Origin of the sequence: Parahoeflea halophila (assembly GCF_900220985.1) — a bacterium.
GTDB classification, from domain to species: Bacteria; Pseudomonadota; Alphaproteobacteria; order Rhizobiales; family Rhizobiaceae; genus Hoeflea; species Hoeflea halophila.
In genome coordinates this window covers 309,142-332,769 of the sequence record NZ_OCPC01000005.1, presented here as the reverse complement: position 1 = coordinate 332,769, position 23,628 = coordinate 309,142, and the positions used below count along the sequence as shown (strand labels likewise).

The 23,628-nt window shown below is 60.9% G+C and carries 21 protein-coding genes; 9 read left to right on the top strand and 12 right to left on the bottom strand.

Features of this window, described 5'->3' with window-relative positions; translation table 11 throughout:
* Positions 1-85 precede the first annotated feature (85 nt).
* A complete protein-coding gene (locus tag CRO46_RS16960; RefSeq protein WP_097108979.1) occupies positions 86-1,486 on the top strand; it encodes a cytochrome ubiquinol oxidase subunit I in 1,401 nt (466 codons plus the stop codon).
* The gene (locus CRO46_RS16955) at positions 1,479-2,486 is read left to right on the top strand and encodes a cytochrome d ubiquinol oxidase subunit II (RefSeq protein ID WP_097108978.1); all 1,008 of its coding nucleotides are present in this window, start codon (positions 1,479-1,481) and stop codon (positions 2,484-2,486) included. Before CRO46_RS16960 ends, CRO46_RS16955 begins: the two co-directional genes overlap by 8 nt.
* A gap of 32 nt (positions 2,487-2,518) precedes the next feature.
* Here CRO46_RS16955 and CRO46_RS16950 read toward each other — a convergent pair whose 3' ends face one another.
* The gene (locus CRO46_RS16950) at positions 2,519-3,691 is read right to left on the bottom strand and encodes an ROK family transcriptional regulator (protein ID WP_097109052.1); all 1,173 of its coding nucleotides are present in this window, start codon (positions 3,689-3,691) and stop codon (positions 2,519-2,521) included.
* Between the two features lie 291 nt (positions 3,692-3,982).
* Here CRO46_RS16950 and CRO46_RS16945 point away from each other — a divergent pair, with 291 nt between their 5' ends.
* The 4 genes from CRO46_RS16945 to CRO46_RS16930 all read left to right on the top strand — a co-directional run bounded on the left by CRO46_RS16945 (position 3,983) and on the right by CRO46_RS16930 (position 7,641).
* Positions 3,983-5,020 carry a sugar ABC transporter substrate-binding protein gene (locus CRO46_RS16945; RefSeq protein ID WP_097108977.1) on the top strand — a complete coding sequence of 346 codons (1,038 nt, stop codon included), beginning with the start codon at positions 3,983-3,985 and terminating at the stop codon, positions 5,018-5,020.
* Positions 5,021-5,153: 133 nt separating this feature from the next.
* Positions 5,154-6,215, top strand: coding sequence for an ABC transporter permease (locus tag CRO46_RS16940; RefSeq protein WP_097108976.1), 1,062 nt, complete (start codon positions 5,154-5,156; stop codon positions 6,213-6,215).
* Positions 6,215-6,991, top strand: coding sequence for an ATP-binding cassette domain-containing protein (locus CRO46_RS16935; RefSeq protein ID WP_097108975.1), 777 nt, complete (start codon positions 6,215-6,217; stop codon positions 6,989-6,991). The genes CRO46_RS16940 and CRO46_RS16935 overlap by 1 nt, the downstream gene beginning before the upstream one ends.
* 11 nt (positions 6,992-7,002) lie before the next feature.
* Positions 7,003-7,641 (top strand): nucleoside triphosphate hydrolase, encoded by a 639-nt coding sequence (locus tag CRO46_RS16930; RefSeq protein ID WP_097108974.1) that lies wholly within the window; start codon positions 7,003-7,005, stop codon positions 7,639-7,641.
* A gap of 52 nt (positions 7,642-7,693) precedes the next feature.
* On the opposite strand, the gene CRO46_RS16925 is transcribed toward CRO46_RS16930, so the two are convergent.
* From CRO46_RS16925 to CRO46_RS16875, 11 genes are all read right to left on the bottom strand, one after another.
* Positions 7,694-9,007 (bottom strand): branched-chain amino acid ABC transporter permease, encoded by a 1,314-nt coding sequence (locus tag CRO46_RS16925; protein WP_097108973.1) that lies wholly within the window; start codon positions 9,005-9,007, stop codon positions 7,694-7,696.
* Entirely contained in the window at positions 9,004-10,017 is a 1,014-nt protein-coding gene (locus CRO46_RS16920) for a branched-chain amino acid ABC transporter permease (RefSeq protein WP_097108972.1), read from the bottom strand. The genes CRO46_RS16925 and CRO46_RS16920 overlap by 4 nt, the downstream gene beginning before the upstream one ends.
* Before the next feature lie 5 nt (positions 10,018-10,022).
* Positions 10,023-10,727 (bottom strand): ABC transporter ATP-binding protein, encoded by a 705-nt coding sequence (locus CRO46_RS16915; protein WP_097108971.1) that lies wholly within the window; start codon positions 10,725-10,727, stop codon positions 10,023-10,025.
* Positions 10,724-11,512, bottom strand: a complete 789-nt coding sequence (locus tag CRO46_RS16910; RefSeq protein ID WP_097108970.1) for an ABC transporter ATP-binding protein — start codon at positions 11,510-11,512, stop codon at positions 10,724-10,726. The genes CRO46_RS16915 and CRO46_RS16910 overlap by 4 nt, the downstream gene beginning before the upstream one ends.
* Before the next feature lie 78 nt (positions 11,513-11,590).
* Positions 11,591-12,781, bottom strand: a complete 1,191-nt coding sequence (locus CRO46_RS16905) for an ABC transporter substrate-binding protein (RefSeq protein WP_179759098.1) — start codon at positions 12,779-12,781, stop codon at positions 11,591-11,593.
* A 439-nt stretch (positions 12,782-13,220) separates the two neighbouring features.
* A complete protein-coding gene (locus tag CRO46_RS16900) occupies positions 13,221-14,924 on the bottom strand; it encodes a B12-binding domain-containing radical SAM protein (RefSeq protein ID WP_244577941.1) in 1,704 nt (567 codons plus the stop codon).
* A gap of 61 nt (positions 14,925-14,985) precedes the next feature.
* Positions 14,986-16,155, bottom strand: coding sequence for a glycosyltransferase family 2 protein (locus CRO46_RS16895; protein WP_097108968.1), 1,170 nt, complete (start codon positions 16,153-16,155; stop codon positions 14,986-14,988).
* Positions 16,152-17,357: a glycosyltransferase family 2 protein gene (locus CRO46_RS16890; RefSeq protein WP_244577940.1), complete on the bottom strand. Its 1,206-nt coding sequence runs from the start codon at positions 17,355-17,357 to the stop codon at positions 16,152-16,154. The genes CRO46_RS16895 and CRO46_RS16890 overlap by 4 nt, the downstream gene beginning before the upstream one ends.
* Positions 17,358-17,512: 155 nt before the next feature.
* A complete protein-coding gene (locus CRO46_RS16885; RefSeq protein WP_097108966.1) occupies positions 17,513-18,742 on the bottom strand; it encodes a glycosyltransferase in 1,230 nt (409 codons plus the stop codon).
* Positions 18,739-19,815 carry a radical SAM/SPASM domain-containing protein gene (locus CRO46_RS16880; RefSeq protein ID WP_097108965.1) on the bottom strand — a complete coding sequence of 359 codons (1,077 nt, stop codon included), beginning with the start codon at positions 19,813-19,815 and terminating at the stop codon, positions 18,739-18,741. The genes CRO46_RS16885 and CRO46_RS16880 overlap by 4 nt, the downstream gene beginning before the upstream one ends.
* On the bottom strand, positions 19,812-20,669 hold the full coding sequence (locus CRO46_RS16875; RefSeq protein WP_244577948.1) for an NAD-dependent epimerase/dehydratase family protein: 858 nt from the start codon (positions 20,667-20,669) through the stop codon (positions 19,812-19,814). Before CRO46_RS16875 ends, CRO46_RS16880 begins: the two co-directional genes overlap by 4 nt.
* Positions 20,670-20,781: 112 nt before the next feature.
* On the opposite strand from CRO46_RS16875, the gene CRO46_RS16870 reads away from it, so the two are divergent.
* The 3 genes from CRO46_RS16870 to CRO46_RS16860 are packed head-to-tail and all read left to right on the top strand — an operon-like array spanning position 20,782 to position 23,581.
* On the top strand, positions 20,782-22,020 hold the full coding sequence (locus CRO46_RS16870; RefSeq protein ID WP_097108963.1) for an FkbM family methyltransferase: 1,239 nt from the start codon (positions 20,782-20,784) through the stop codon (positions 22,018-22,020).
* Positions 22,020-22,772 carry an FkbM family methyltransferase gene (locus CRO46_RS16865; RefSeq protein WP_097108962.1) on the top strand — a complete coding sequence of 251 codons (753 nt, stop codon included), beginning with the start codon at positions 22,020-22,022 and terminating at the stop codon, positions 22,770-22,772. Before CRO46_RS16870 ends, CRO46_RS16865 begins: the two co-directional genes overlap by 1 nt.
* Entirely contained in the window at positions 22,769-23,581 is an 813-nt protein-coding gene (locus CRO46_RS16860) for a cephalosporin hydroxylase family protein (protein WP_097108961.1), read from the top strand. The genes CRO46_RS16865 and CRO46_RS16860 overlap by 4 nt, the downstream gene beginning before the upstream one ends.
* Positions 23,582-23,628 lie beyond the last annotated feature (47 nt).

Below are 23,628 nucleotides of genomic sequence, written 5' to 3'. Positions count from 1 at the left end.
GCGGGCCGTCGTGCGATGCGGCGGAATGTCATCTTCACACCTTGCGTGACGGCGCCATCTATTGGTCAACTCAAAGGAGACGACCATGGACGCCCTGCTGCTGTCCCGCATTCAATTCGCAGCCAACATCTCGTTCCACATCCTGTTCCCGACCATCACCATCGCACTTGGCTGGCTGCTCCTGTGGTTCCGGCTGCGGTTCAACCGGACCGGCGACCAGGCCTACATGGATGCCTATTTCTTCTGGGTGAAGGTGTTCGCGCTGTCGTTTGCGATGGGCGTGGTTTCGGGCATAACCATGAGCTTCCAGTTCGGCACCAACTGGCCGGGCTTCATGGAAAGCGTCGGCAACATCGCCGGGCCGCTTCTCGCCTACGAGGTGCTGACGGCGTTCTTTCTGGAAGCGGTGTTCTTGGGCATCATGCTGTTCGGCTCTCGGCGGGTGTCCGCACGGGTTCACACGCTGGCAACGTTTCTCGTCGCCTTCGGCACCACCATGTCCGCCTTCTGGATTCTCGTCCTGAATTCGTGGATGCATACCCCGCAGGGCTTCGAGATCCGCGACGGGGTGGCCTATGCAACCGACTGGCTGGCCATCGTGTTCAACCCGTCCATGCCCTATCGGCTGGTCCACGTGCTGCTGGCCTCCGGTCTGACCGTGGCGTTTCTGGTGGCAGGCCTGTCGGCGCTGCGCTGGCTCGCCGGCGACCGCGCGCGCGGAACTTTCATAGCCCTGCGCACCGGCCTGACGCTTGGCGCGATCCTGATCCCGTTGCAGATCCTCGCCGGCGACATGCACGGGCTCAACACGCTCGAACATCAGCCCCAGAAGGTCGCCGCCATGGAGGCCAACTGGGAAACCGGCCCGCGTGTGCCGCTGGTCCTGTTTGCCATCCCCGATGAAGAGGCGCGCGAGAACCGCTACGAGATCGGCATTCCCGGCGGCGCCAGCCTGATCCTAAAGCACGACATCGACGGCGTGGTGCCTGGTCTCAATGACTTCGTCGCAGAAGACGGCACGGTGCTGCATCCCCCGGTGACGCCGTTGTTCTTTGCCTTCCGCATCATGGTGGGCGTTGGCTTTGCCATGCTCTTCATCGCCTGGGCCGGAAGCTGGATGATCTGGCGCCGCGGCGACATCAACCGGCCGCTGGCCTATGTGCTGGTGCCGATGGCGCTGTCGGGTTGGGTGGCCACCCTTGCCGGCTGGTACACAACCGAGATCGGCCGTCAGCCCTGGCTGGTCAGCGGCGTGCTGAAGACCAGCGACGCGGTTGCGGCCTTGCCGCCAAGCTCGGTCGGCATCACCCTTGCCGCCTACCTGCTGGTCTATGCGGCGCTGATCCTGGCCTATCTTTCGGTTATCATCGCGCTGGCGCTCAAGGCTGCCAAAACACCGCACGAAGCGCCGCCCGGGATCGATGATCCCGGTGTGGAGCCGGATCCTGCAATGGCTCTGGCAGCGGGGAGAGAAACAGATGGCTGATGTCGATTGGGCCCTGTGGCTGCCCTACATCTTTGCCGCGCTGATGGGCATTGCCATTCTGGTCTATGTCATTCTCGATGGTTTCGATCTCGGCATCGGCATTCTCTCGCCGCTGGCCGATGATACCCAAAAGGACCGCATGGTTTCTGCCATCGGTCCGTTCTGGGACGCCAACGAGACCTGGCTGGTGCTGGCGGTGGGGCTGTTGCTGGTGGCGTTTCCCGTGGCCCATGGCGTGATCCTGACGACGCTCTATTTCCCCGTCGCAGTCCTGCTCATCGGTCTCATCCTGCGCGGCGTGGCCTTCGAGTTCCGTGCCAAGGTGAGTGTGGCCGCGAAGCCGGCATGGAACGGGATGTTCTTCGTCGGCTCGCTGATGTCGGCGCTGGCGCAGGGCTACATGCTGGGAATCTACGTTCTGGGTCTAGACACCGGCTGGCCGGCGGTCGGCTTTGCGGCACTCGTTGCCGTCTGTCTGGCCGCAGCCTATGCTGCAATCGGGGCTGCCTGGCTGATCCACAAGACCGAAGGCGAGCTTCAGGTCAGGGCAATTGCCTGGCTGCGCGCTTCGCTGGGTCTGGTGGCGCTCGGCATGGCAGCGATCTCGCTGGCGACGCCACTGGCAAGCGCCCGGATCTGGGATCGCTGGCTAGGCTTTCCCGAAACCCTGTTCCTGGCGCCGCTTCCGGTTCTGACGCTCGTCCTTTTTCTCTGGCTCTGGCGTCTGTCCGCACAGCTGCCGCTGGAGGGAGACCGGATGAACCTTGCGCCATTTGCCGCCCTTTCGGGGATCTTCGCGCTCGGCTTCGCAGGCCTTGCCTGGTCGTTCTACCCCTATGTCGTGCCAGGCCGTATCACCATTGCCGAAGCCGCCAGCGCCACCGAAAGCCTTGCCATCATTCTGGTTGGAACCCTGTTCGTGCTGCCGGTCATCACCGGTTATTCGATCTGGGCCTACCGGATCTTCGGCGGCAAGGCCGTCGATCTGCGCTACGACTGAGAAGCTGGTCTGTCCGGCTTTCGCATGACATTTCAGGCCGTGCCAAGGCGGGTGTTGCGGTCGATCAGGAACTTGTCGAACAGCGGCAGGCTGGCAGCACCCAGCGCCCTGGCCAGGTGACCGACCGTTCCCGGCAGAAGCGACGGCACCTGCAGTCCGCGCAGGTCGAAGGTCGAGATCTCGGCAAGTGTTGCTTCGACAATCCTGTCGCGGATACCGGCAGGCACCCCGCCGTCGATGATCACATGTTCGAAGTCGATCACCGAAGCCGACGAGACGATTGCCTGTGCCAGCCCTTGCGCGACGATCGTCACCCATTCCCCGGCGAGGTCGTCAAAGCCCTGCCAATGGTCGGGGCTGCTCCAAAGCGGCGACGGGTCCTGGCCCGCGGCGCTGAGCATGCGCTCGAGCACCATGATAGAGGCGCGCTCGAGCAGTTGCACCCGCTTGCCCTCCGCCCCGGTCACGGGCAGCGGGCCGAGCGCGCCGGCATTTCCCGTCCGGCCGGAATAGACGCCGCCATTGAGCACGACCCCGCCGCCAATGAAGGTGCCGATATACAGATAAAGGAAATCGCTCAGTCCGGGATGGTCGCCGAACAACAGCTCCGCGGCACAGGCGGCCGTGGCATCGTTTTCCAGATAGACTGGCATGTCGCAGAATGCCGCCAGTTCGGCCTTGAGGTCGCAAGAACGCCACAGGTCCATCTCCGCCCGCGGGGCCCCCGCCTGTTCGGCCCAGTCCCACAGCTTGAAGGGGGTGGCAATGCCGAGCCCGGCCACGCGGGCGCGCAGGTTTTCCGGCAGTGACTGGATCATTTCCTCAAGGCCGCCGCGGACAAAGCCGATGATGAGCTGCGGCGTCGGCCAGGGGTAGCTCTTGCGCAGGAATGCCTTCACCTCGCCAAGGAAGTTGACCAGGATGAGCTCGGCGCTGCGGCGGCCGACCTTGAGTCCGATGAAGAACGCACCGTCTGGATTGATCGACATGGGAACCGATGGCTGGCCAACCTTGCCACGTACCGGCTCGCCCTTGATGATCAGGGCTTCGGCTTCCAGGTCCCGCATGATTACCGACCCGGTCTGGGCCGAAAGGCCAGTCATCCTTGCGATGTCGGACTTTGCCAGGCTGCCATGGGTATAGACGAGGTTCAGCACCAGGCGCTGGTTGTAGGCCCTGAGCCCACTCTGGTTGGATCCTCGCATCGTGTGGCTCGTCAGGCCAGTGCGATGATCGTCCGGATTGTCATGTTGCGGCACTTGTCAGCTTCCCCCTCCCGACACTCCCGTCGCGCTCAAGGCGGTGCGACACAATCGTGTCTTGGAAAAAGAATGGGTGAAAGACAGCGATCAGTCAATAACTAAATAAGAGTGATTTATTAATTGACAAGCCATGTGGTTCATGGTGTTCTGTTTCTGGCGCGGAATTCAGGAGAGAGGATTTCCGCTGGGCCACAAGCATAAGGCTTCAATTTCTGCCAATCCCGGGAGGATATCATGAAATCGCTTACCACACTGAAGACCGCACTGTTCGCTGCCGCCGCTCTCGGCGTCATGGCGTCCGCTCCGGTCTATGCCGCCAGCCATTCCGTTGGCGCGTGCCTGATCACCAAGACCGACACCAACCCGTTCTTCGTCAAGATGAAGGAAGGTGCCGAAGCCAAGGCTGCCGAGCTGGGTGTGAGCCTCAAGTCCTATGCCGGCAAGGTCGATGGTGACCATGAGACCCAGGTTGCCGCCATCGAGACCTGCATTGCCGATGGCGCCAAGGGCATTTTGCTCACCGCGTCCGACACCTCCTCCATCGTGTCTGCCGTCCAGCAGGCGCGCGATGCCGGTCTGTTGGTCATCGCGCTCGACACGCCGCTTGAGCCGATTGATTCCGCCGATGCCACTTTTGCCACCGACAATTTTCTGGCGGGCGAGCTGATCGGCAAATGGGCTGCTGCCACGCTCGGCGACGAAGCTGCCAATGCCAAGATTGCCATGCTTGATCTGGCTGTCAGCCAGCCGAGCGTCGGCGTGCTGCGCGACCAGGGCTTCCTCACCGGCTTCGGTATCGATGTCAAGGATCCCGGCAAGTGGGGCGACGAGGATGATCCCCGCATCGTCGGCAACGACGTGACCGCCGGCAACGAGGAAGGCGGCCGCCGGGCGATGGAGAACCTTCTCGCCAAGGATCCGATGATCAACGTGGTCTACACCATCAACGAGCCGGCCGCTGCCGGCGCCTATGAGGCGCTCAAGGCGATCGGCCGCGAGAACGATGTCCTGATCGTCTCCGTCGATGGTGGCTGCCCGGGCGTGGCCAATGTCAAGGACGGCGTCATCGGCGCGACGTCCCAGCAATATCCGCTGCTGATGGCCTCCAAGGGCATCGAGGCGATCGCCGCATGGGCCAAGGACGGCACCAAGCCGGTTCCGACCGAGGGCAAGGACTTCTTCGACACCGGCGTTGCACTCGTCACCGACAAGCCGGCAGAAGGTGTCGAGTCGATCTCGGTTGCCGAAGGCATGGACAAGTGCTGGGGTTGATTACCCGACATAACACGTAAACACTGATGGGGCGGTCTTCGGGCCGCCTCCTTATCAGGGACCTGCCTTCGGGCTCGCAGACGCGCGACCCCCAAGGCACAGATCCATGCCGTGTGACTTTGGGGGAGGAACCATGTCCAATACGCAGGAATTCGAGAAAGCCGCGGCCACTAGCCCGACCGCTGTAGCCGCATTCACGACCCACGATAGAAGTGCGGTCAAGCAGATCCAGCACGTCTTGCACCAGTCACCCTGGATGGTGCCGCTGATCGTTCTGATCGGATCCATCCTGGTCTTTGGCCTGCTGCTTGGACAGAAGTTCTTTTCCCCCTTCGCTTTGACACTGATCCTGCAGCAGGTTCAGATCGTTGGTATCCTTGGAGCGGCCCAGTCGCTGGTCATTCTCACCGCCGGCATCGATCTGTCGGTCGGCGCAATCATGGTGCTGTCGTCCGTGGTCATGGGGCTATTCTCGTTCCGCTATGGATTGCCGACGGAACTGGCGGTTGCGGCAGGCATCGCCTGCGGGACATTCTGTGGCTTTATCAACGGCTTTCTGGTCGCAGTCATGAAGCTCCCGCCCTTCATTGTCACACTCGGCATGTGGCAGATCGTGTTGGCGACCAATTTCCTCTACTCCGCCAACGAGACCATCCGCGCCCAGGACATCGCCGAACAGGCACCGCTGTTGCAGTTCTTCGGAAACAAGATCGCCTTTGGCGGCGCAGTGTTTACATTCGGCGCCATTTTCATGGTGCTGCTGGTGCTGTTCCTGGCCTATGTGCTCAAGCAGACCGCCTGGGGACGGCATGTCTACGCAGTCGGCGACGATCCTGAAGCCGCCGAACTCTCGGGTGTCCAGGTCAAGCGCACGCTGATCTCGGTCTACATGCTGTCGGGGCTGATCTGCGCCTTTGCCGGCTGGGCCCTGATCGGCCGCATCGGTTCGGTGTCGCCGACATCGGGGCAGCTGGGCAACATCGAATCCATCACCGCGGTGGTGATCGGCGGCATCTCGCTGTTTGGCGGACGCGGCTCGATCATGGGCATGCTGTTCGGGGCGCTGATTGTCGGCGTGTTCTCGCTCGGCTTGAGATTGCTCGGCGCCGACGCGCAGTGGACCTACCTGCTCATCGGTGTGCTCATCATCGCCGCCGTTTCCGTCGACCAGTGGATCAGAAAGGTGTCAGTCTGATGGAACCCATTCTCAAGGCACGCAACCTTGTCAAGCGCTATGGCCGCGTGGTTGCTCTCGACCATTGCGATTTCGATCTGCACGAGGGCGAAATCCTCGCGGTCATCGGTGACAACGGTGCGGGAAAGTCGACCCTGATCAAGGCCATTTCGGGCGCGGTGACCCCGGATGAAGGCAAGATCTGGCTCGAGGGCAAGGAAGTCAAATTCCACTCGCCGCTCGACGGCCGCCACGCCGGCATCGAGACCGTCTATCAGACGCTCGCCATGTCGCCGGCGCTTTCGATCACCGACAACATGTTCATGGGCCGCGAACTGCGCAAACCCGGTTTCCGCGGATCGGTGCTGCGCCAACTCGACCACAAGGCGATGGAGGCGTTTGCCCGGGAAAAACTGAGCGAACTCGGGCTGATGACGATCCAGAACATCAACCAGGCCGTCGAAACGCTTTCCGGCGGCCAGCGCCAGGGCGTGGCCGTTGCGCGTGCCGCAGCCTTCGGCTCCAAGGTCATCATCCTAGATGAGCCGACCGCAGCACTTGGTGTCAAGGAAAGCCGCCGGGTGCTGGAACTCATCCTCGACGTCCGTTCGCGCGGTATCCCGATCATCCTGATCTCGCACAACATGCCGCATGTCTTCGAAGTGGCAGACCGGATCCACATCCACCGGCTCGGCAAGCGCCTTTGCGTCATCAATCCGAAGGATTACACCATGTCCGACGCGGTTGCCTTCATGACCGGAGCCAAGGAGCCGCCGCAGCAAGCGGTTGCGGCCTGAGCGCTTCTGGGATGGCGCCGGAGGACACCGCGTCGCGTCTGGTTGAAGCCGCGATTGCCAAGGCAGGAGACAGCCAGCGTGTCATCATGGCGCTGGCCGGTCCGCCCGGTGTCGGCAAGTCGACACTTTCGGAAGCCCTTGTGGCGGAATTCCGCCGACAACAACTGCAGGCGGCTATCGTTCCCATGGACGGTTTCCATTACGACAATGCAGTGCTTGAGGCGCGCGGCACCCTGGCTCGCAAGGGGGCCCCATTCACCTTCGACGCGGATGGGTACGCAGCACTGCTCAAGCGTCTGCGGTCCGAGCCTGAGCGGGATATTGCGGTGCCCGTCTTCGACCGGAAGCTCGATCTGGCCCGGGCCGGCGGTGCGATTGTCACGCCGGGCGACCGGTTCCTGATTGCGGAGGGCAATTATCTGCTGCTGGGCAGCCCGCCCTGGACCCAGATGGCCGGCCTGTTCGATTTCACGGTCATGCTCACGGCGCCCATCGACGTGCTTTCACGCCGGCTGACCGACCGCTGGCTCGGATTCGGTCTGAACGGGGAACAGGCCCGCGAGCGCGCCCTTGCCAACGACATTCCGAATGCCGAACTGGTCGTCCGGGATTCGGTCAAGGCCGACCTCGAGATCCCGAGCGGCGCCTGAGATCCGGAAAACCGTCGCAAGCTGTCGGGCCTCTTGTCAAACAGAACAGATACTAGCGTCTGCTCTCCGGTATCAGGCCCTTGGGTGCGAAACGCAGCACCAGCAGCATGATGATGCCCATCGCCATCAGGCGCATGAAGGCCGCGCCGCTCAGCAGATGCTGGCGCAGCGGGTTGGTTTCGTCCATTCCCGATGTAAGCAGATCAATGAACCACAACCCGACCGGCTCTGCCTCGACCCAGAAGAACCAGACCAGAAAGCCGCCAAGCACGGCACCCCAGTTGTTGCCGGAGCCGCCGATGATGACCATTGCCCAGATCAGGAAGGTGAAGCGCAGCGGGTTGTAAGTTCCCGGGGTGAACTGCCCGTCAAGAGTCGTCAGCATGGCGCCGGCGATGCCGACAACGGCAGACCCCAGAATGAACACTTGCAGGTGACGCCCCTTGACGTCCTTGCCCATGGCTTCTGCCGCGGTCTCGTTGTCACGGATAGCCCGCATCATCCGGCCCCATGGAGACCGCAGCGCGCTCTCGCACAAAAGCAGGATGATCAGAAGAACGATCGCAAACAGGCCCGAGTAGGCGAGCTTCACGACGATGGACGACAGTTCGACAACGTCGACGCCGAGATATGTTGCCCATGACTGGAAGGCTGGTGACTGCTGGATTTCGACCTCGTAGGGGACCGGGTAGGGGCGCGGCAAGCCGGTAACGTTCTTGACACCGCGGGTGAGCCAGTCCTCGTTCTTCAGCACCGCGATGATGATCTCTGAGATGCCGAGCGTGGCAATGGCGAGATAATCCGAACGCAAGCCCAGCGACACCTTGCCGATAAGCCAGGCTGCACCGCCGGCGAAAAGACCACCGACCAGCCATGAGAAAATGATGGGAAGTCCGAGGCCGCCGAGATACCCGGTCGCAGCCGAGTCCGTGCTCTCGATTGCCACGACAGCGGGATCGAAGAAGTTGCGCGCGGTGAAATAGCCGGCCACCACGATGAGGGTCACGAGAAGGCTTCGCAGGCGCCCTTTCATCGATCTGTACACCAGGACGATCAGCGCAATGGTCACCACTGTCACCAGCAGTGCCACGAGCAGGCCGGGTGCACCCACAGCAATGGTCTCGGCGACCGGTCCCTTGGACACCAGCACGGCGGCGACACCGCCAAGCGCTGCAAACCCCATGATCCCGACATTCAGCAGCCCCGCGTAGCCCCACTGGATGTTGATGCCCAGGGCCATGACCGCCGAGATCAGGCACAGGTTCAGGATTGCGAGCGCCAGGGACGGGCTCTGGACCACGCCGACTGTGACGAGCAAGATCGCCATGACGGCAAAGAGCGACGAAATTCTGACCCTGTTGCTCATACCGACTGCCCCTTGAAGATACCGGTCGGGCGAACCAGAAGAACCACCACGAGAATGACGAAAGACACCGCGAACTTGTATTCCGTCGACAAAAGCTGCACGAGGCCGTCAGGCACATTGTCGCCCGGCATGATGTAGGTCAGCACCCGCTTGTAGGCGAAGGTCACGGTGATCTCGGAAAACGCGATGACGAAACCGCCGGCAACCGCGCCAACGGGACTGCCCAGTCCGCCAACGATCGCCGACGCGAAGATCGGCAGCAGCAGTTGCAAATAGATGAATGGCTTGAAGGTCTTGTCCAGGCCATACATGGTGCCCGCGACAGTCGCCAGTGCTGCAGCCAGGATCCATGCAATCAGGACGACCCGCTCGGGATTGACGCCCGAAAGCAAGGCCAGATCCTCATTGTCCGAATAGGCGCGCATGGATTTTCCGGCACGCGTGCGGTTGAGGAACCAGAACAGCGCAACCACGCAGACCAGCGTCACCACAACGGTAATGCCCTGTGTCGTGCGCAGGGCGATACCCTCGTCCAGGCCGGACCATTCCTTGAATTCACGCGCCGTGAAGATGAAGCGGGCGCCGTCGTCGCCCATGTTGCGATCCGCAGTCCCGATGATGAAACGGGTCAACCCGCTGTAAAAGAACATCACTGCCAGCGACGCGATCAGGAAAATTACCGGTTGCGATTTCTTGCTGCGGTGGAACCGGTAGACCACGCGGTCGGTGCCAAGCGCCAGCACGACAGTGGCGAGGATGCCGACCGGCAATGCCAGCAATTCGGTCGGCAGGGCGCCAAACGAAATGCCCTGTGCCTGCAGGAACCAGGTCATCAGGATGACGGCCATCGTGCCGAACGCCATCAGTTCGCCATGGGCAAAATTGGAGAACCGCAGGATGCCGTAGACCAGCGTCACCCCAAGCGCACCAAGCGCAAGCTGTGATCCGTAGGCGAGCGCCGGAACGACAAGGTAGTTGGAGAGCAACGCCAGCGCGTTCATAATTTCCATATCAATCAACCACCCAGAAACGCTTTGCGAACATCGGGATCGTTCAGCAGGGCTTCACCCGTGTCCGTGTAGAGATTGGCCCCTTGAGCCAGAACATAGCCCTTGTCGGCGATGTTGAGCGCTTGCTTGGCGTTCTGTTCGACCATCAGGATTGCGATCCCGCTACGCGCAATCTCGATAATGCGATCGAAGAGTTCGTCCATCACGATCGGCGAAACACCCGCGGTCGGCTCGTCGAGCATCAGTACTTTGGGCTGTGTCATCAAGGCGCGTCCGACAGCCACCTGCTGGCGCTGGCCACCGGACAGTTCGCCCGCAGGCTGGTTGCGTTTCTGCTTCAGGATCGGAAACAGGTCGAAGACCTGGGCCATGGTGCCGCTGGGATCATCGGTGCGGATGAAGGCCCCCATTTCCAGGTTTTCCTCAACCGACATCGAGCGGAAGACATTGTTGGTTTGCGGTACAAACCCCATGCCCTTCTGCACTCGCGCCTGCGGGCTGAGCGAGGTGATGTCCTCGCCGTCCATCGTCACCTGGCCGGAGCGCAGCTCGAGCATACCGAATACGGCCTTCATCGCGGTCGATTTCCCGGCGCCGTTCGGACCGACAACAACGGCAATCTCGCCGCGCTCGACACCGATCGTGCAGGCATGCAAGATATCGGCGGCACCGTATCCGCCAGTCATGTCTTTTCCCAAAAGAAAGCTCATTGCGCGTCTGCTTTCTCCGGCTTGTTTTTCAGGCCCGTGCCCAGATAGGCTTCGATGACCTCTTCATTGTTCTTGATTTCTTCGGCGGTGCCTTGCGCCAGAACAGTGCCTTCCGCCATGCAGATCACCGGATCGCAAAGCCGCGAAATGAAGTCCATGTCATGCTCGATCATGCAGAACGTATAGCCGCGTTCCTTGTTGAGCCGCAGAATCGCATCTCCGATTGTCCCAAGCAGCGTCCGGTTCACGCCGGCGCCGACTTCGTCCAGAAACACGATCTTCGCGTCGACCATCATTGTGCGGCCGAGCTCAAGCAGCTTTTTCTGTCCACCCGACAGATTGCCTGCGAGCTCATCGGCCACATGCGAAATTTCCAGGAATTCGATCACCTCGTCGGCCTTGGCGCGAATCTTCTCTTCTTCGCGCCGCACCCGGCCCGGCTGTGTCCAGGCCTTTATGAGGGTCTCGCCGGACTGGTGCGGCGGCACCATCATCAGGTTTTCCCGCACCGTCAGGGTCGAAAACTCGTGCGCGATCTGGAACGTGCGAAGCACGCCCTGCGCAAACAACTCGTGTGGTGAAAGGCCGGTAATGTCCTTGCCATCGAGCAGAACCCGCCCGGATGTGGGACGGTAGTGCCCAGCGATGACATTGAACAAGGTTGTCTTGCCGGCGCCATTCGGTCCGATCAACCCGGTAATCGAACCGGTTCTGATCGTCAGGGATGCATTGTCAACCGCGCGGATACCGCCAAAATTCTTGTGTAGATTTTCAACTACGATCAAAAGATCACTCTCAGTTTTTGAGCTGACAATACAAAAACTGCCCGGATTAAATCCGGGCAGTTGCAGCTTGCGAGCAGTTCAGCGGTATTTTGCCGTCGTGATTGCGCCGCCGTCGACAAGAATTTCACGGAACGAACCAGCGCTTTCGCCAGCACCGATCAGCTCGACATTGGTCGCGCCGACATAGTCGATGTCCTTGCCTTCAGACAGAAGCTCGAGCGCCTTGCCAAGTTCACCCGGCATGATTTTCTCGCCCGGCGCATTGGCAACGTCCATGATCTTGGACTTGAAATCCGCGCTGTTGGAAGAGCCTGCGGCCTGCATGGCAAGCATGATCAGGGCTGCAGCATCGTAGGATTCACCGACATAGGCGTCGATCTTGATGCCGGCATCTTCTGCCATCTTGTTGAACATCGCAGCGCCCTCGCTGTCGGTTCCCGCGATTGTGCCGTAGGACCCGTTCAGGCCGTCACCGATCGATGCCGGAAGTGAGTCGCCGACCATGCCGTCAGGAAGAACGAATGTGTCGAAGGCACCGGTATCGAGGGCTGCCTGAATGATCCCCTTGCCGCCCTGATCAAGGTAACCGGCCACGATCAGCACATCGCCACCGGCCTGCGCCAGTGCGCCGACTTCAGCGGAGTAGTCGCCCTTGCCGTCTTCATGCGACGAGTCGATCGTGATCTCGATCCCGGCTGCTTCGGCGTTTGTCTTGATGCTTTCAGCCAGACCCTTGCCGTAATCGTTGTTGGTATAGGTCAGGGCGGCGGACTTGACGCCTTTCTCAGTCAGGACCTCTGCAAGCACCTGACCCTGGCGGGCATCGGACGGGGCTGTCCGGAAGAACAGGCCGTCATCTTCCGCGTCCGAGAGGGCCGGGGATGTCGCCGACGGAGAAATCATGACGATGCCGTTCGGACGGGCAACGTTCTGAAGCACGGCACCGGTAACGCCGGAGCAGTCGGCACCGAAGATCGCGCTGACCTTGTCGGATGTGATCAGGCGTTCAGCAGCAGCGGACGCGGCTGCGGAATCAACGCAGGTCGAGTCACCACGCACGGGCGTAACCGTCGAACCATCAAGGAACTTTCCGCTGTCGGAGACTTCCTTCATTGCCAATTCACCGCTTGCACCCATGCCGGGCGTCAGTGATTCGATGGGACCGGTGAAGCCAAGAAGCACGCCGATCTTGACGTCTTCGGCTGAGGCCGCGCTTGACAGAAGGGTTGCGGCCAAAGCCGTTGTCACTAGAAGGTTTTTCACTCTCATACTCCTCAATAAGATAGAATTACATCCCAACCTGCACTGATAACCCCTCAGGGGGTTTGATCATAGCGGGAGATTGGCATGGCCAGATTTTTTTTGGAAGCCCCATCTGGTGTGCAGCGAGGTGTCCGCTTCGAAATTTCCGGTTCCTCCTCCGGTTAAGGCGGAAACGGAACTGGGAGGATCGAAATGCTATCAAGGGGAAGGGCCGGCCGGAGCGATCCGGCCGATTAGCTCGTCAGGGTCTGACGAATGCCGATGAAAACGAAGTTGGCTATCGCCACGATTGTGGAATGCCGCACCAGGGCTGGTTGTCCGGGTGAATGCCGCGAAACCACGCAAACAGCCTCTGAGCGAAACTGCATCCAGCTATCCCCAGCTGGGACACAGTTCCGACGCAGACGCTGCTCCGATGAAGATCTGGCCTTGATTGCTTCGGCGTTCAGGCCGATGCGAGCCTGGCCAGTTCCGGCGCTGCGCGCGTTGCTGGCGAAATGGCCGTATCGTTGATGATCGCCTCGAGGATGCGTTCATAGTCGCAACCATGCTTGTCGGCGAGCGTTCTCCACCATTCGTCGGCTTCGAAGATCGCACGCGCCTTCTCGGCATGCTCGAGCGCAAGCTCCCGCTCGCCCATGGCCGCGTGGCATTGGCCGACATAGAGCTGGCCGAAAGCGTGATCGGGATACTTCTCTACGACGTTTCTCATGTAGTGCAGCGCGATGTCATAGCGCTCGATGCGCATGTTGTAGTTCTCGACGAAATTGACCCGCAGCTGGGTCTCGTAGGCGAAGGCCTCGAGCTTGACCGGGTCGATGCCCGGCGCCCGGATCACCGACTTGGTGGCGACGAAATTCTCGTTCGCGGTGTTCTCGATATAGCCATTCTCGACGCAGATATCATAAAGCCGGCTGCCGAAGATCGGGATTGCCAGATAGACATGGATCCAGTCGAAGCCATTTTCGAGCAGCATTTCGAGCGTTTCCTGCCGGTGCTCGTCCTGCTCGCCGGGGAGACCGGTGACGATGAAGACGTGAGAGCGGACGCCATGCTTACGCAATGCTTCCACCGCGGGCTTGATCAGCTTCTTCTTCAGCGGCTTCTTGATGATGTTGTTGAGCACATGGTCCGAACCGGATTCAACTGCCAGTGCCACAGCCGAGACTCCGGCCGCGGCAAGCAGCGACGCCATCTCGTCATCGATCGCATAGACGGCGGCTCCATTGGGGAATTCGCACCGGATGCCGAGCTTGGCCAACTCCCGAAGCAAACGCCTGGCCCGTTCCTTGTCGTGGAAGAAGTGGTCGTCCTCCAGCATCAGCACCGTCATGCCGAATTCGTCGCGCATGCGCTTGGCGTCGGCGACGACCCGTTCCACGGACATGAAACGCACTTCCCGGCCATGCAGCGACGGGTTGGAGCAGAACACGCACAGGAACGGACAGCCGCGCGAGGTGTGAATCGCCATCTCCCGCTTGGGCTGGTCGGTGAAACGCTTGTCGATGCCGCGTTGGTTGTAGTTGTCCAGATCGATGATCGAATAATTCATCGGCGGAATGTCATCGAGATTGGCGATGAAATCATGCGCCGGCACCTTGCCCTTGGCGACAGAGTTGCGGTCGATCCAGGAGCGATGAGTGGCGATCACCTCCATCGGATCGTCGGAATCGATCAGCTTCTTCAGCGGCAACTCGCCTTCGCCCTTGCAGATCGCATCGAGATCCGGGCAGGTTTCCAGCATCAGCTTGTAGGCCGCCGACGGCAATCCGCCACCCGCGATGGTGAGGATATCCGGATTGTAGTCCTTGACCCCCTTCACCAGGCTTTGGATATAGCCGGACGACGAGTTGAACAGCGCCGAGACGCCGACGATATCGGGCTGGAAATCCTCCAGGACCGCGCGCAGTTCCGCGTTGAACACCTCCTGGTGCGATTCAACCGTCCTGGTTTCCACAAGCCGCTTCAGCGTCACGTTGAGATCGACCAGCCGCATTTCGCCCAGCCGCTCGCAATGCTCGGACAGATAGGCCTGCATCGACAGGATTCCGTAGGGAATTGTGAAGGCCGGCAACACTGCCGCGCGATGCTTGTCGAGATAGTCGTTTGCGTTGAAATAGGGTGGAATGATGAAGAGCAGCTTTTTCACTGGTCAGACTCCCGGTGGTGGGCTGGATCGGTTGGAAAGGCTTCACGCCCGGTCATGACCGTCATTGCAAGCGCCCTTCGAGCAGATGAATCGGAAACATCATGGTGTCGAGGATATCATAGTATTCCGCAGCCGACCGGGCGCCGCCGATATCCATTTGCAGGCTCATTTGATTGTCGTGGAAACCCATGAAGGGCGGAATGTCGGGACGGTATTTGTATTTCGGATCAAACGCCGCCAGGGCGCCCTTGCCGCGCCATTCGCGGATGGCCTTGCGATAGCCGTTCTTTCTGGCTTCGAAGAGTTTGCGGTCGTGGTGACTCTCGCAGTTGCGGGCACAGGCCTTGATGAAGTTTTCTTCCCAGGCGTTGATTTCGATGCCCTGTTCCTGCTTGAACTTTTCGATGACATGGCCGATCTGCGCCGTGATGCCCAGCTCCACGGGAAACGGAAAATTGGCCGCCTCCATGGTCCCGTCCATTTCCTTGCGAAAGGTCTCGAACAGCGACTGCGCCGCCTTCTCGTCGCGCAGGCCGATTGTGTTGGACGCCCGGCAGGCGCCGAACACCGACATCGGGCGTTCGAAATAGACCAAGCCGTTGGCCACCATCAACGTCCGGCAGATATTGTCGTAGTCCACGATCGGATGGCCAAAATACTGCCCGGAGAATGTGCTGCGGATGTCTTCGAGCACGGTCCGCTTCACCGCTCCGTGGTAGACCCCGAACGGGCATTTCGGGCGATCCGCGGCGTCTTCCCAGAAAAACAGCTTGCGGATCATGTCATCCTTCTTGATCCCGATCAGGTGGCTGCCATTGGGCATCTTTGTGACTTCCGGGGCGTTGCGCGCCTCGGGCCAGATGAAATAGAGCCGCCCCCAGGTCAGCGCATCCACATTGGGCACGATCTTCCTGGTCACCCGGATCACTTCGCACAGCTCCGGGTCGAGATAGTCATCATCCCCGATATAGCTCACCCATTCGCCCGACGTCTGGGCCACGATGCGCTCCCAGTTGGCCCGCATCGACAGGACCTTGTCCTCCGGCGCCAGCAGCTTCAACCTGGGGTCGGCGGCGTCGTTGACGAATTCCGCCAGCGGCGCGGCGTCGTCGGAATTGTCAGCCAGCACCACCTCGAAATCCTGTCTTTCGGAGGCGAGCATTCGCCGCACCGCCGAGATGGCGTAGTTCTGCCGGTTGCGGGTCGGGATACAGATCGAAAGCACCGTCATGCCGCAAACACCTCACGGGCCGAGACCAGGTGTCTGACCGGCATCAGGAAGGCCTCCGCGAAACGATAGAAATCCGCGGGCGTGATGACCTTTTCGAGCCCGCTCTCGCGGATATACATGTAATTCCTGTGCACGCCGCAAAGCACGTTCTGCGCATTGGAGGGCGTGAACACCTCCGGCGGATTGAAGTGCGAGCTCCAGGCGCCGTCCTCGAAGGCATCGAACCCGCGCCTGAATCCCTCGACCTTGATCTGGTACTCCTCGACGGTCCGCGAGACCAGGCATTCCTGGACCGCCGAATGGGCGAAGTTCTCCTGAAAGCCGGAATTGTCGACGCCGTATTTTCGGCAGAACCACCAGGTCGTGGCTGCGATGGAGGAGATGATGGCAAGGCCGGGAAGCTTGGGCGAGAACGGGAAGTCGTCCTCCTGGATCTGCTGGCCGTTGCCGAGTTCATTGTAGAAATCGACCACCAGCTTCCTCATCGCCTCGAAGGATTGCGCGCTCGCCGAGTTGGATGCCGCGCAGGCGCCCAGAACTGAAAACGGCCGTTGACAGAAGATCATCGACTTGGCTTCCTTGACGACCTTGCAGATATTGTCGAAGTCGACCGTCGGATGCTCGAAATAGCGATCGCTGAACTTGCGCTTGATGCGTTCCATCAACGATCTGCGCACAGCGCCATGATAGATCCCGAAGCCGCCGGCGGGGCGCTTTTCCCGCTTGCTCCAGCGGTAGAGCTCGTTATGAAGGATCTTGCGGTCGGGGATATGGGTACTGTGGCCGACCGGCACGGCAGCAAGTGTCGAGATTACCCGGTTGTCGGGCCAGTTGTAGTTCATCCGCGCCCATGCAAAGGCTTCGAGATCGGGCTGCTCGCGCTCGTAGCGGCGGATCAGTTGAAGAACGCTTGGGTCGATATGGTCATCATCGCCGATGATGCTGATCCAGCGGCCCTTCGTCTCGGGGATGATGCGCTCCCAGTTGTCGACCATCGACAGCACGGTATCCGCGGGAGGCAACAGCCTGAAGCGGCTGTCATCAAGCTCGGTGCGAAAGAAGTCGGCGAGAATTGTCGCATCGTCGGAATTGTCGGCGACAATAACCTCGAGATCCGTTTCGTCCGATGCTGCGATGGCCTTGATGGCTTCGATGCAATAGCGCTGCCTGTTCCTTGTCGGGATACAGATCGTGAAATACACCAAAATGGAAGCTCCTGCCTGATACTATACGCCAAGTGTTAGGTCGCAGAACTAGCTTGTGTGACGCTTACCCGGGTTCCCGGAATTCCCGCGCTTGCGGGGACCAGCTGTTTGAGAACCGGCCTGATGGCGCTTCTCCGTCCTGCGCGACCAACCTAGGCCCTTGATGCTGCTGGTTTCCTGTGCGCTTGATCGAGATCGGGGTACCAAGCCCTGAAATGGGCGAGGCTGCCTTTGGACGCGGATTGCGAGACCTGCGGGGAGGCTTCCCTGGTGGTTGGCGCCCCGCCGTTGAGAGCCTCGTGCCAGTTACGCGGCGTCGGCCCCAGCGCAGCGGCGAAATCGGCGATCCTCTTTGGCTGCTGCAGTTCGGCCTCCCAGACGGACCGGAAAGCGGCGACCGAGCGCACCGGGGTTTTCAGCCGCCGCACCTCTTCGCGCGCCTTGACCCCGATCCGGGACACCTCATCGGGATGCTCCAGCATCCAGCTCAGCTGTTCGACGGCATGGTCCACAGACCGGGCCACCAGCCCGGTCTCGCCGTCGCGCACGATTGCCAGCTCGCAAGGGTTGGCAAACACCAGCGGCACGCAGCCCAGCGACATTGCCTCGACGAGCGCGTTCTCCGCGGTGCCGAAATGGAAAGGCTGCAGCAGGTAGAGAAAGATCGAACTTTGCGACAGCGCGGCAACCGGGTCATCGCTGTGCCCGCGCAACCGGAACCGGCCAGGATTTGCCATCGCGGCGATCGCTGCGTGTACCGGACTGTCGGAAGCCACGCCGCCCCAGACATCGACGCCGACATCGTCGCTGTCGAGCCGATCGATGACCTGCATCATTGCCGGGCTCATCTTGGTAAAATCGATGGTGCCCAGATAGCTGATGCCGGTCCTGGTTCCGTACGAGCCAGGCAGGCCGGGCTCGTCGTGGCAAAAGCCGCTGTTGATCACCTCGGTCCGCGCAAGGTGTCGGGCTTCGAGGTTAGGGGCTAGCCGGGAGCAGGCGGAAGTGAACACGAAACGATCAGCTGCCTCGATCAGGCCGGGCGGAATAAACGGCGCGGATACACCGGAAACATGGCTCCAGAACACCGGCCGCATGGCGGGCAGCGGCGGTCCGGCAAGAAGCCCGCACATCAGCGGGTGGTTCCACCATTCGAACTGCACGATATCGGCGGCGGCCATCAGGCCGCGCAGACGATCGTCGTCACCCGCAAGCGAGACCTGCGCGCCGGCTTTGAGGACTTGCTCCAGATAACGGCGATCGCGCGGTTCTTCGAGCAACACATAGTGGTGCCCGGCAGCGTCCGGGTCCGCCGCGCACAGGCTGGCATGCGCCTTGCCCACACCGCCACCCAGATGGGGGGTGATGTGAACGATCTTCATTCCGCGGCGACGGGTGAGGGCACGCGCTTGGCGCCTGGAGCCTCCACATCGGGATTGAGCTTGACCATATCGCGGAACCGCTCAAGCAACATCGGGCGGTATGGATCGATGTTGTCGGGCAGGCAATGGCTGAGCTGGCCGCAGCTGCCGCAGGTGCCGTTTTCGCAACGCTTGCCCTCGAGATGCTGCAGCCTGAGCGCGTTCATCTTGTCGGAATTCCACACTTCCTTGATCGACTGCTGCTTGACGTCGCCGATAATGAGATCGCGGGACCAGTCGAGGAAGCAGGAACTGACCAGGCCATCCGGGTTCACCGACATGGAATAGAAGATGTAGGGGCAGGTCTCGGTATTGGAGACTTCCTGCTGATATATGCCCTTCTCGATCTTCACGCCGGTGTGCTTCTCGATGTCGAACACCGGCCAGCATGGCGCGAAATTCTCGACGAAAATCCGGTCGCAATGGTCGCCGAAGGTATCGAAGAACTTTTCCCGCTCGCCCGGCTGCAGCAATTCGCCGGGGATCTTGATCGAGATCTCCATGTCGCCCTTGTTGGCGTAGACCCACTTCACGTTCTCGACGAACTTCTCGAAATTGAAGTTGAACTTGGTAAAGCGCTGATAGGTGTCATTGCTCATGCCGTCGACGGAGATGTTGATCTTGTCGAGGCCGGCTTCGATGACCGGGCCGACGCGTTCGGGCGTCAGGAAGGTGCCGTTGGTGGTGGTGTCGATATAGTCGACATAGCCGCTCTGCTTGGCATAGGCGATCATGTCGGCAAACCGCTTGTTCAGGAACGGCTCGCCGTCCTTGTACATGCGCAGCACCTTGATCGGCTTTGAGAACTCACCAAGGTCATCGATGATCTTGGTGAACAGGTCATATTTCATCGCGCCCTGGAACCGGCCGGTCTCCGCGATCATGTCGCGATGCCCGGTCGGACAGAAGGTGCATTTGAAGTTGCAGGCGCTCGAGGGATCCACGAACACAACGAACGGTGTTTCGAGCGGAATGACGGTTTCAAGCGCGGTCCTGTCATCCAGATTGATCCGCGGTTTGATTTGAGCTTTCATGACCGTACGTCCCTTTTTGATCCTTCAACGATAAAGTTTGGCACACCAACCACCGCAGAAGGATCGCGCGGATGAGGCTGGTGGGTGCCGAATTCGAGCAAATCGCGCCGTCCATATCTGTCGGCGATGTTTTCGGCGAATTCGCGAATACTCACGGCGAACCCTGAGCAAATGTTGATTGCGCCAACCTGACCTGTGTCGATCACCCCGGCAACGCGGGCACCTGCTTCGGCAACATCCATGTAGTCCCGGAGTTGCGTGCCCGGTCCCAGTCTCACGGTTTCTCCGGCTGCAAGGCACCGGTTAAGATAGGGATACAGGCGCTTTTCGTTTTCGCCTTCGCCGAACAGGTAGAACAGCCGGCACCAGGAAAACCTTACCCGTGTCGAGCAGAAAAAACCATCCAGGATGTCGTAGAGCGCAAGCTTGGACGCACCGTAGACCGTGACCGGCCCGGTGGGCGCGTGGATGTCCAGTCGATCGGATGGCAGCGCGTATTCCATGCAGGTTCCTACCCCGACAAAGTGCCCGACACCCGCTTGGGCAGCGCCCTGCGCCATCCTGAAGCTACCCGACACGCAGCGCGCATTCTGCTCCGAATCGAGATAGTCGGCCGGGTTGACGTACCAGGCCGCGTGAATGATGGCGTCGACCCCGGCGCAGGCCTGCGCCCACCAGTCGGCGGATTGCGCGAAGACGTCATCGCATTCCAGTATGGTGGCGTCCGGACGGTCGGCCGCCAGCTGTCTCGCGGCTTCGGGGCGCGCGACAAGGCGAAGGGCATGGCCGTTTTCCGCAAGCTTTCGCGCGATCTGCCTGCCCACGAAGCCGCTCGCGCCGGTGACAAGCACCACACTCAAGGCAAGGCCCGGAAAAGCTTTGAGGTGTTACTGGCGGCCACTAGACTTGTCCTGTCCGGGGGTGTGATTCTCTCAAGCAGTGTCGCACAAGGGAAGCGGTCAAAACATGATGAAAAACGCCCCGTCAGCTTTCGGGCGAGATGCAGCAGGCGATCGTGCCGCGACTGCCTACGCAGAGCGCACCTTTGATTCTGTGCCCGGCCGGTCCGAAGCCCGCGCGCTTCTTGATCAGTTGGCAGGCCAGCCCTGCCTTGCGGCGCCGGTAGCCCCGGATGCGCCCCTGGTGATTTATGGCGCTGGCAATTTCGGCCGCATGGCGCTCGATTTCCTTGACGGTGTGGGCAGTGAAGCGCTCATGGTCGTTGATGCGAGGGCGGACCGGATCCGCGGCAGCGGCGCCTGGGCAGGAATTGATCTGCGCACGCCGGACGAGGTGCCGGGTGAGCTGAAGTCGGACGCCTTGCTTGCAGTGAGCGTCGTCACCAGCCCGGTTCTGCCCATTCTCGAAGATCTGCGGCAACAGGGCTGGCAGCGCTGTGTTCCCTTCTATGATGTTGCAGAGAGCTTCAGGCCGGCCCATCCGCTGTCGAACGGCTGGTTTGCAGATCCGCTTTCCGGCCCAGATCTGGAGGCGGCCAGGACAGTCCTGGACGCCTGGAACGACGATCTTTCCCGCGCGCATCACCTGATGTTCCTGGCCTGGCGGCTGGCCCGGCAGGAGTGGCGCTTTGACAGGGTCGCGGTCGACAATTCCAACCGTTTCTTCATCCAGGAAATTCGCGATGCGCTCAAACCGGGTGATCTCTTTATCGATGGTGGCGCCCACCACGGCAGCGTTTCCGAAGCCTTTCTCGCGGTCTGCGGTTCGCACGGCCGCATCGTCGCCTTCGAACCGGATGAAGCCAATGCCGATCAATTCGCGGCCTGGTGCGCAAGCTTGCCGGAGACGATGCGCGAACGCATCGCGCTCCGGCGTGTCGCACTCGATGCGACACCGCGCGAACGGCAATTTCACGATGGTCTCGGATACATGTCGCAACTCGCTGAGCACGGGCCTTCGCGTGTCGTAACCGGTACCATCGATACGGCAGACCTCGCTCCCGGGTTCGTCAAGCTGCATCTGGAGGGCGCTGAACTCGACGCGCTCAGAGGCGGCCTTGCAACCTTTGCCCATAGTCGCCCGCTTGTTGCGGTGACCGTCTATCATAATGCGGATGGGATCTGGCGCACGGCAGAGTGGATGCGCGAGAACCTTGAAGGCTATAGCCTGCTGATGCGCACCCACAGTTGGTGCGGCACCGGCGCGGTTATCTACGCCATACCCGATGAACGGAAGCCCCGCTGATGAGTGACTTGCAGGCGACAATGCCCGGACTGATTTACGATCTCGGCATGAACAATGGCGATGATAGCGATTTCTATCTCAAGCGCGGATTCCGGGTGGTTGCCGTCGAAGCAAATCCGGCTTTGTGCGAGCTGGCCGAGGCGCGTTTTGCAGATGCCATCGCCGCGGGCGAGCTGACCATCATCAAGGCCGCCATTGGCGATCACGACGGCGAGGTGACCTTCCACGTCAATCTCGACAATCATCACTGGAGCTCCACCGACATCAACTGGGCCGGACGCGACCAGAGTGCCTGCGAGGCGATCACCGTCGACTGCATCAGCCTGGCATCGCTTTATCGCCGGCACGGAGTGCCTCATTTCATGAAGATCGATGTCGAAGGCGCGGACATGATGGTGCTGGAACAGGTGGTCAGGGCCCCGGCCTTGCCCGACTTCATCAGCATCGAGGATTGCCGCTTCGGGTTTGACTATGCCCGTCTCATGGCGGAGGCCGGGTATCAGGTCTTTCAGCTGGTCGACCAGTCCGGCATCGGCGGCACACATGACCCGGCTACCGGGCACGTTTTCCCGCAAGGCTCCTCCGGCCTGTTCGGACCGGACCTTCCTCAAGCCTGGGAACCCTATCAGGATTTTGTCGAAACCTACGCGACCACCGTTCGCACCCGTGAAGGCGTTCGTCTTGCCCCCCGCACCCGCTGGTGGGACATTCATGTCGCGCGGCACAGCCAAAACAAGGAAACCACACCGTGAGCCAGGAAGCTGACTTCGCCAATTACGTAAACAACAACATCCTTTCGGCTGCCGGCGATCCGGGATTTCGCGGCCTGTCCCAGGTCTGGGTGCGCGAATGCATCCGCCACAATTACGCGCAGAATTTCACCTGGCTCGGGCGGCCGATCATCCAGGTTCCGCAGGACACCTATGCCTATCAGGAATTGATCTGGCAGTATCGCCCCGACCTGATCATCGAGACCGGCATCGCCCATGGCGGATCGCTGGTGATGAGTGCCTCCATGCTGGCCATGCTTGACTACTGCGATGCCGTCGAAGCCGGAACTGTGCTTGATCCCAGGGCCAGCCGCCGCAAGGTGGTCGGCATCGACATCGACATCCGCGCCCACAACCGCGCCGGCATCGAGGCGCATCCGATGCACCACAAGATCCAGATGATCGAGGGCTCGGCGATCGACAAGGCGGTTGTCGACGAGGTTCACGCCATTGCCGAGGGCTATGACCGGGTGATGATCTTCCTCGATTCCAACCATACCCATGATCACGTGCTGGCGGAACTGCACGCTTATGCGCCGCTGGTTTCGCAAGGCTCCTATTGCGTGGTCTGGGACAGCGGTGTCGAGGACCTGCCTGCCGACATGTGCGCCGACCGGCCATGGGGCAAGGGCGACAACCCGAAAACCGCGGTCCACGCCTATCTCGCCGGTCAGGACACCGCCAACCGGAAGGGCGCCGACGGCGAAGCGCTGCAATTCGAGATCGATCACGTCATCGAGGCCAAGCTGATGATCACCGCGTCATCCGACGGTTTCCTGCGCCGGATCTAAGGCGTTAATACCCGCTCGCGGTGATTGCCTGTGGTTAGCTCAAACTG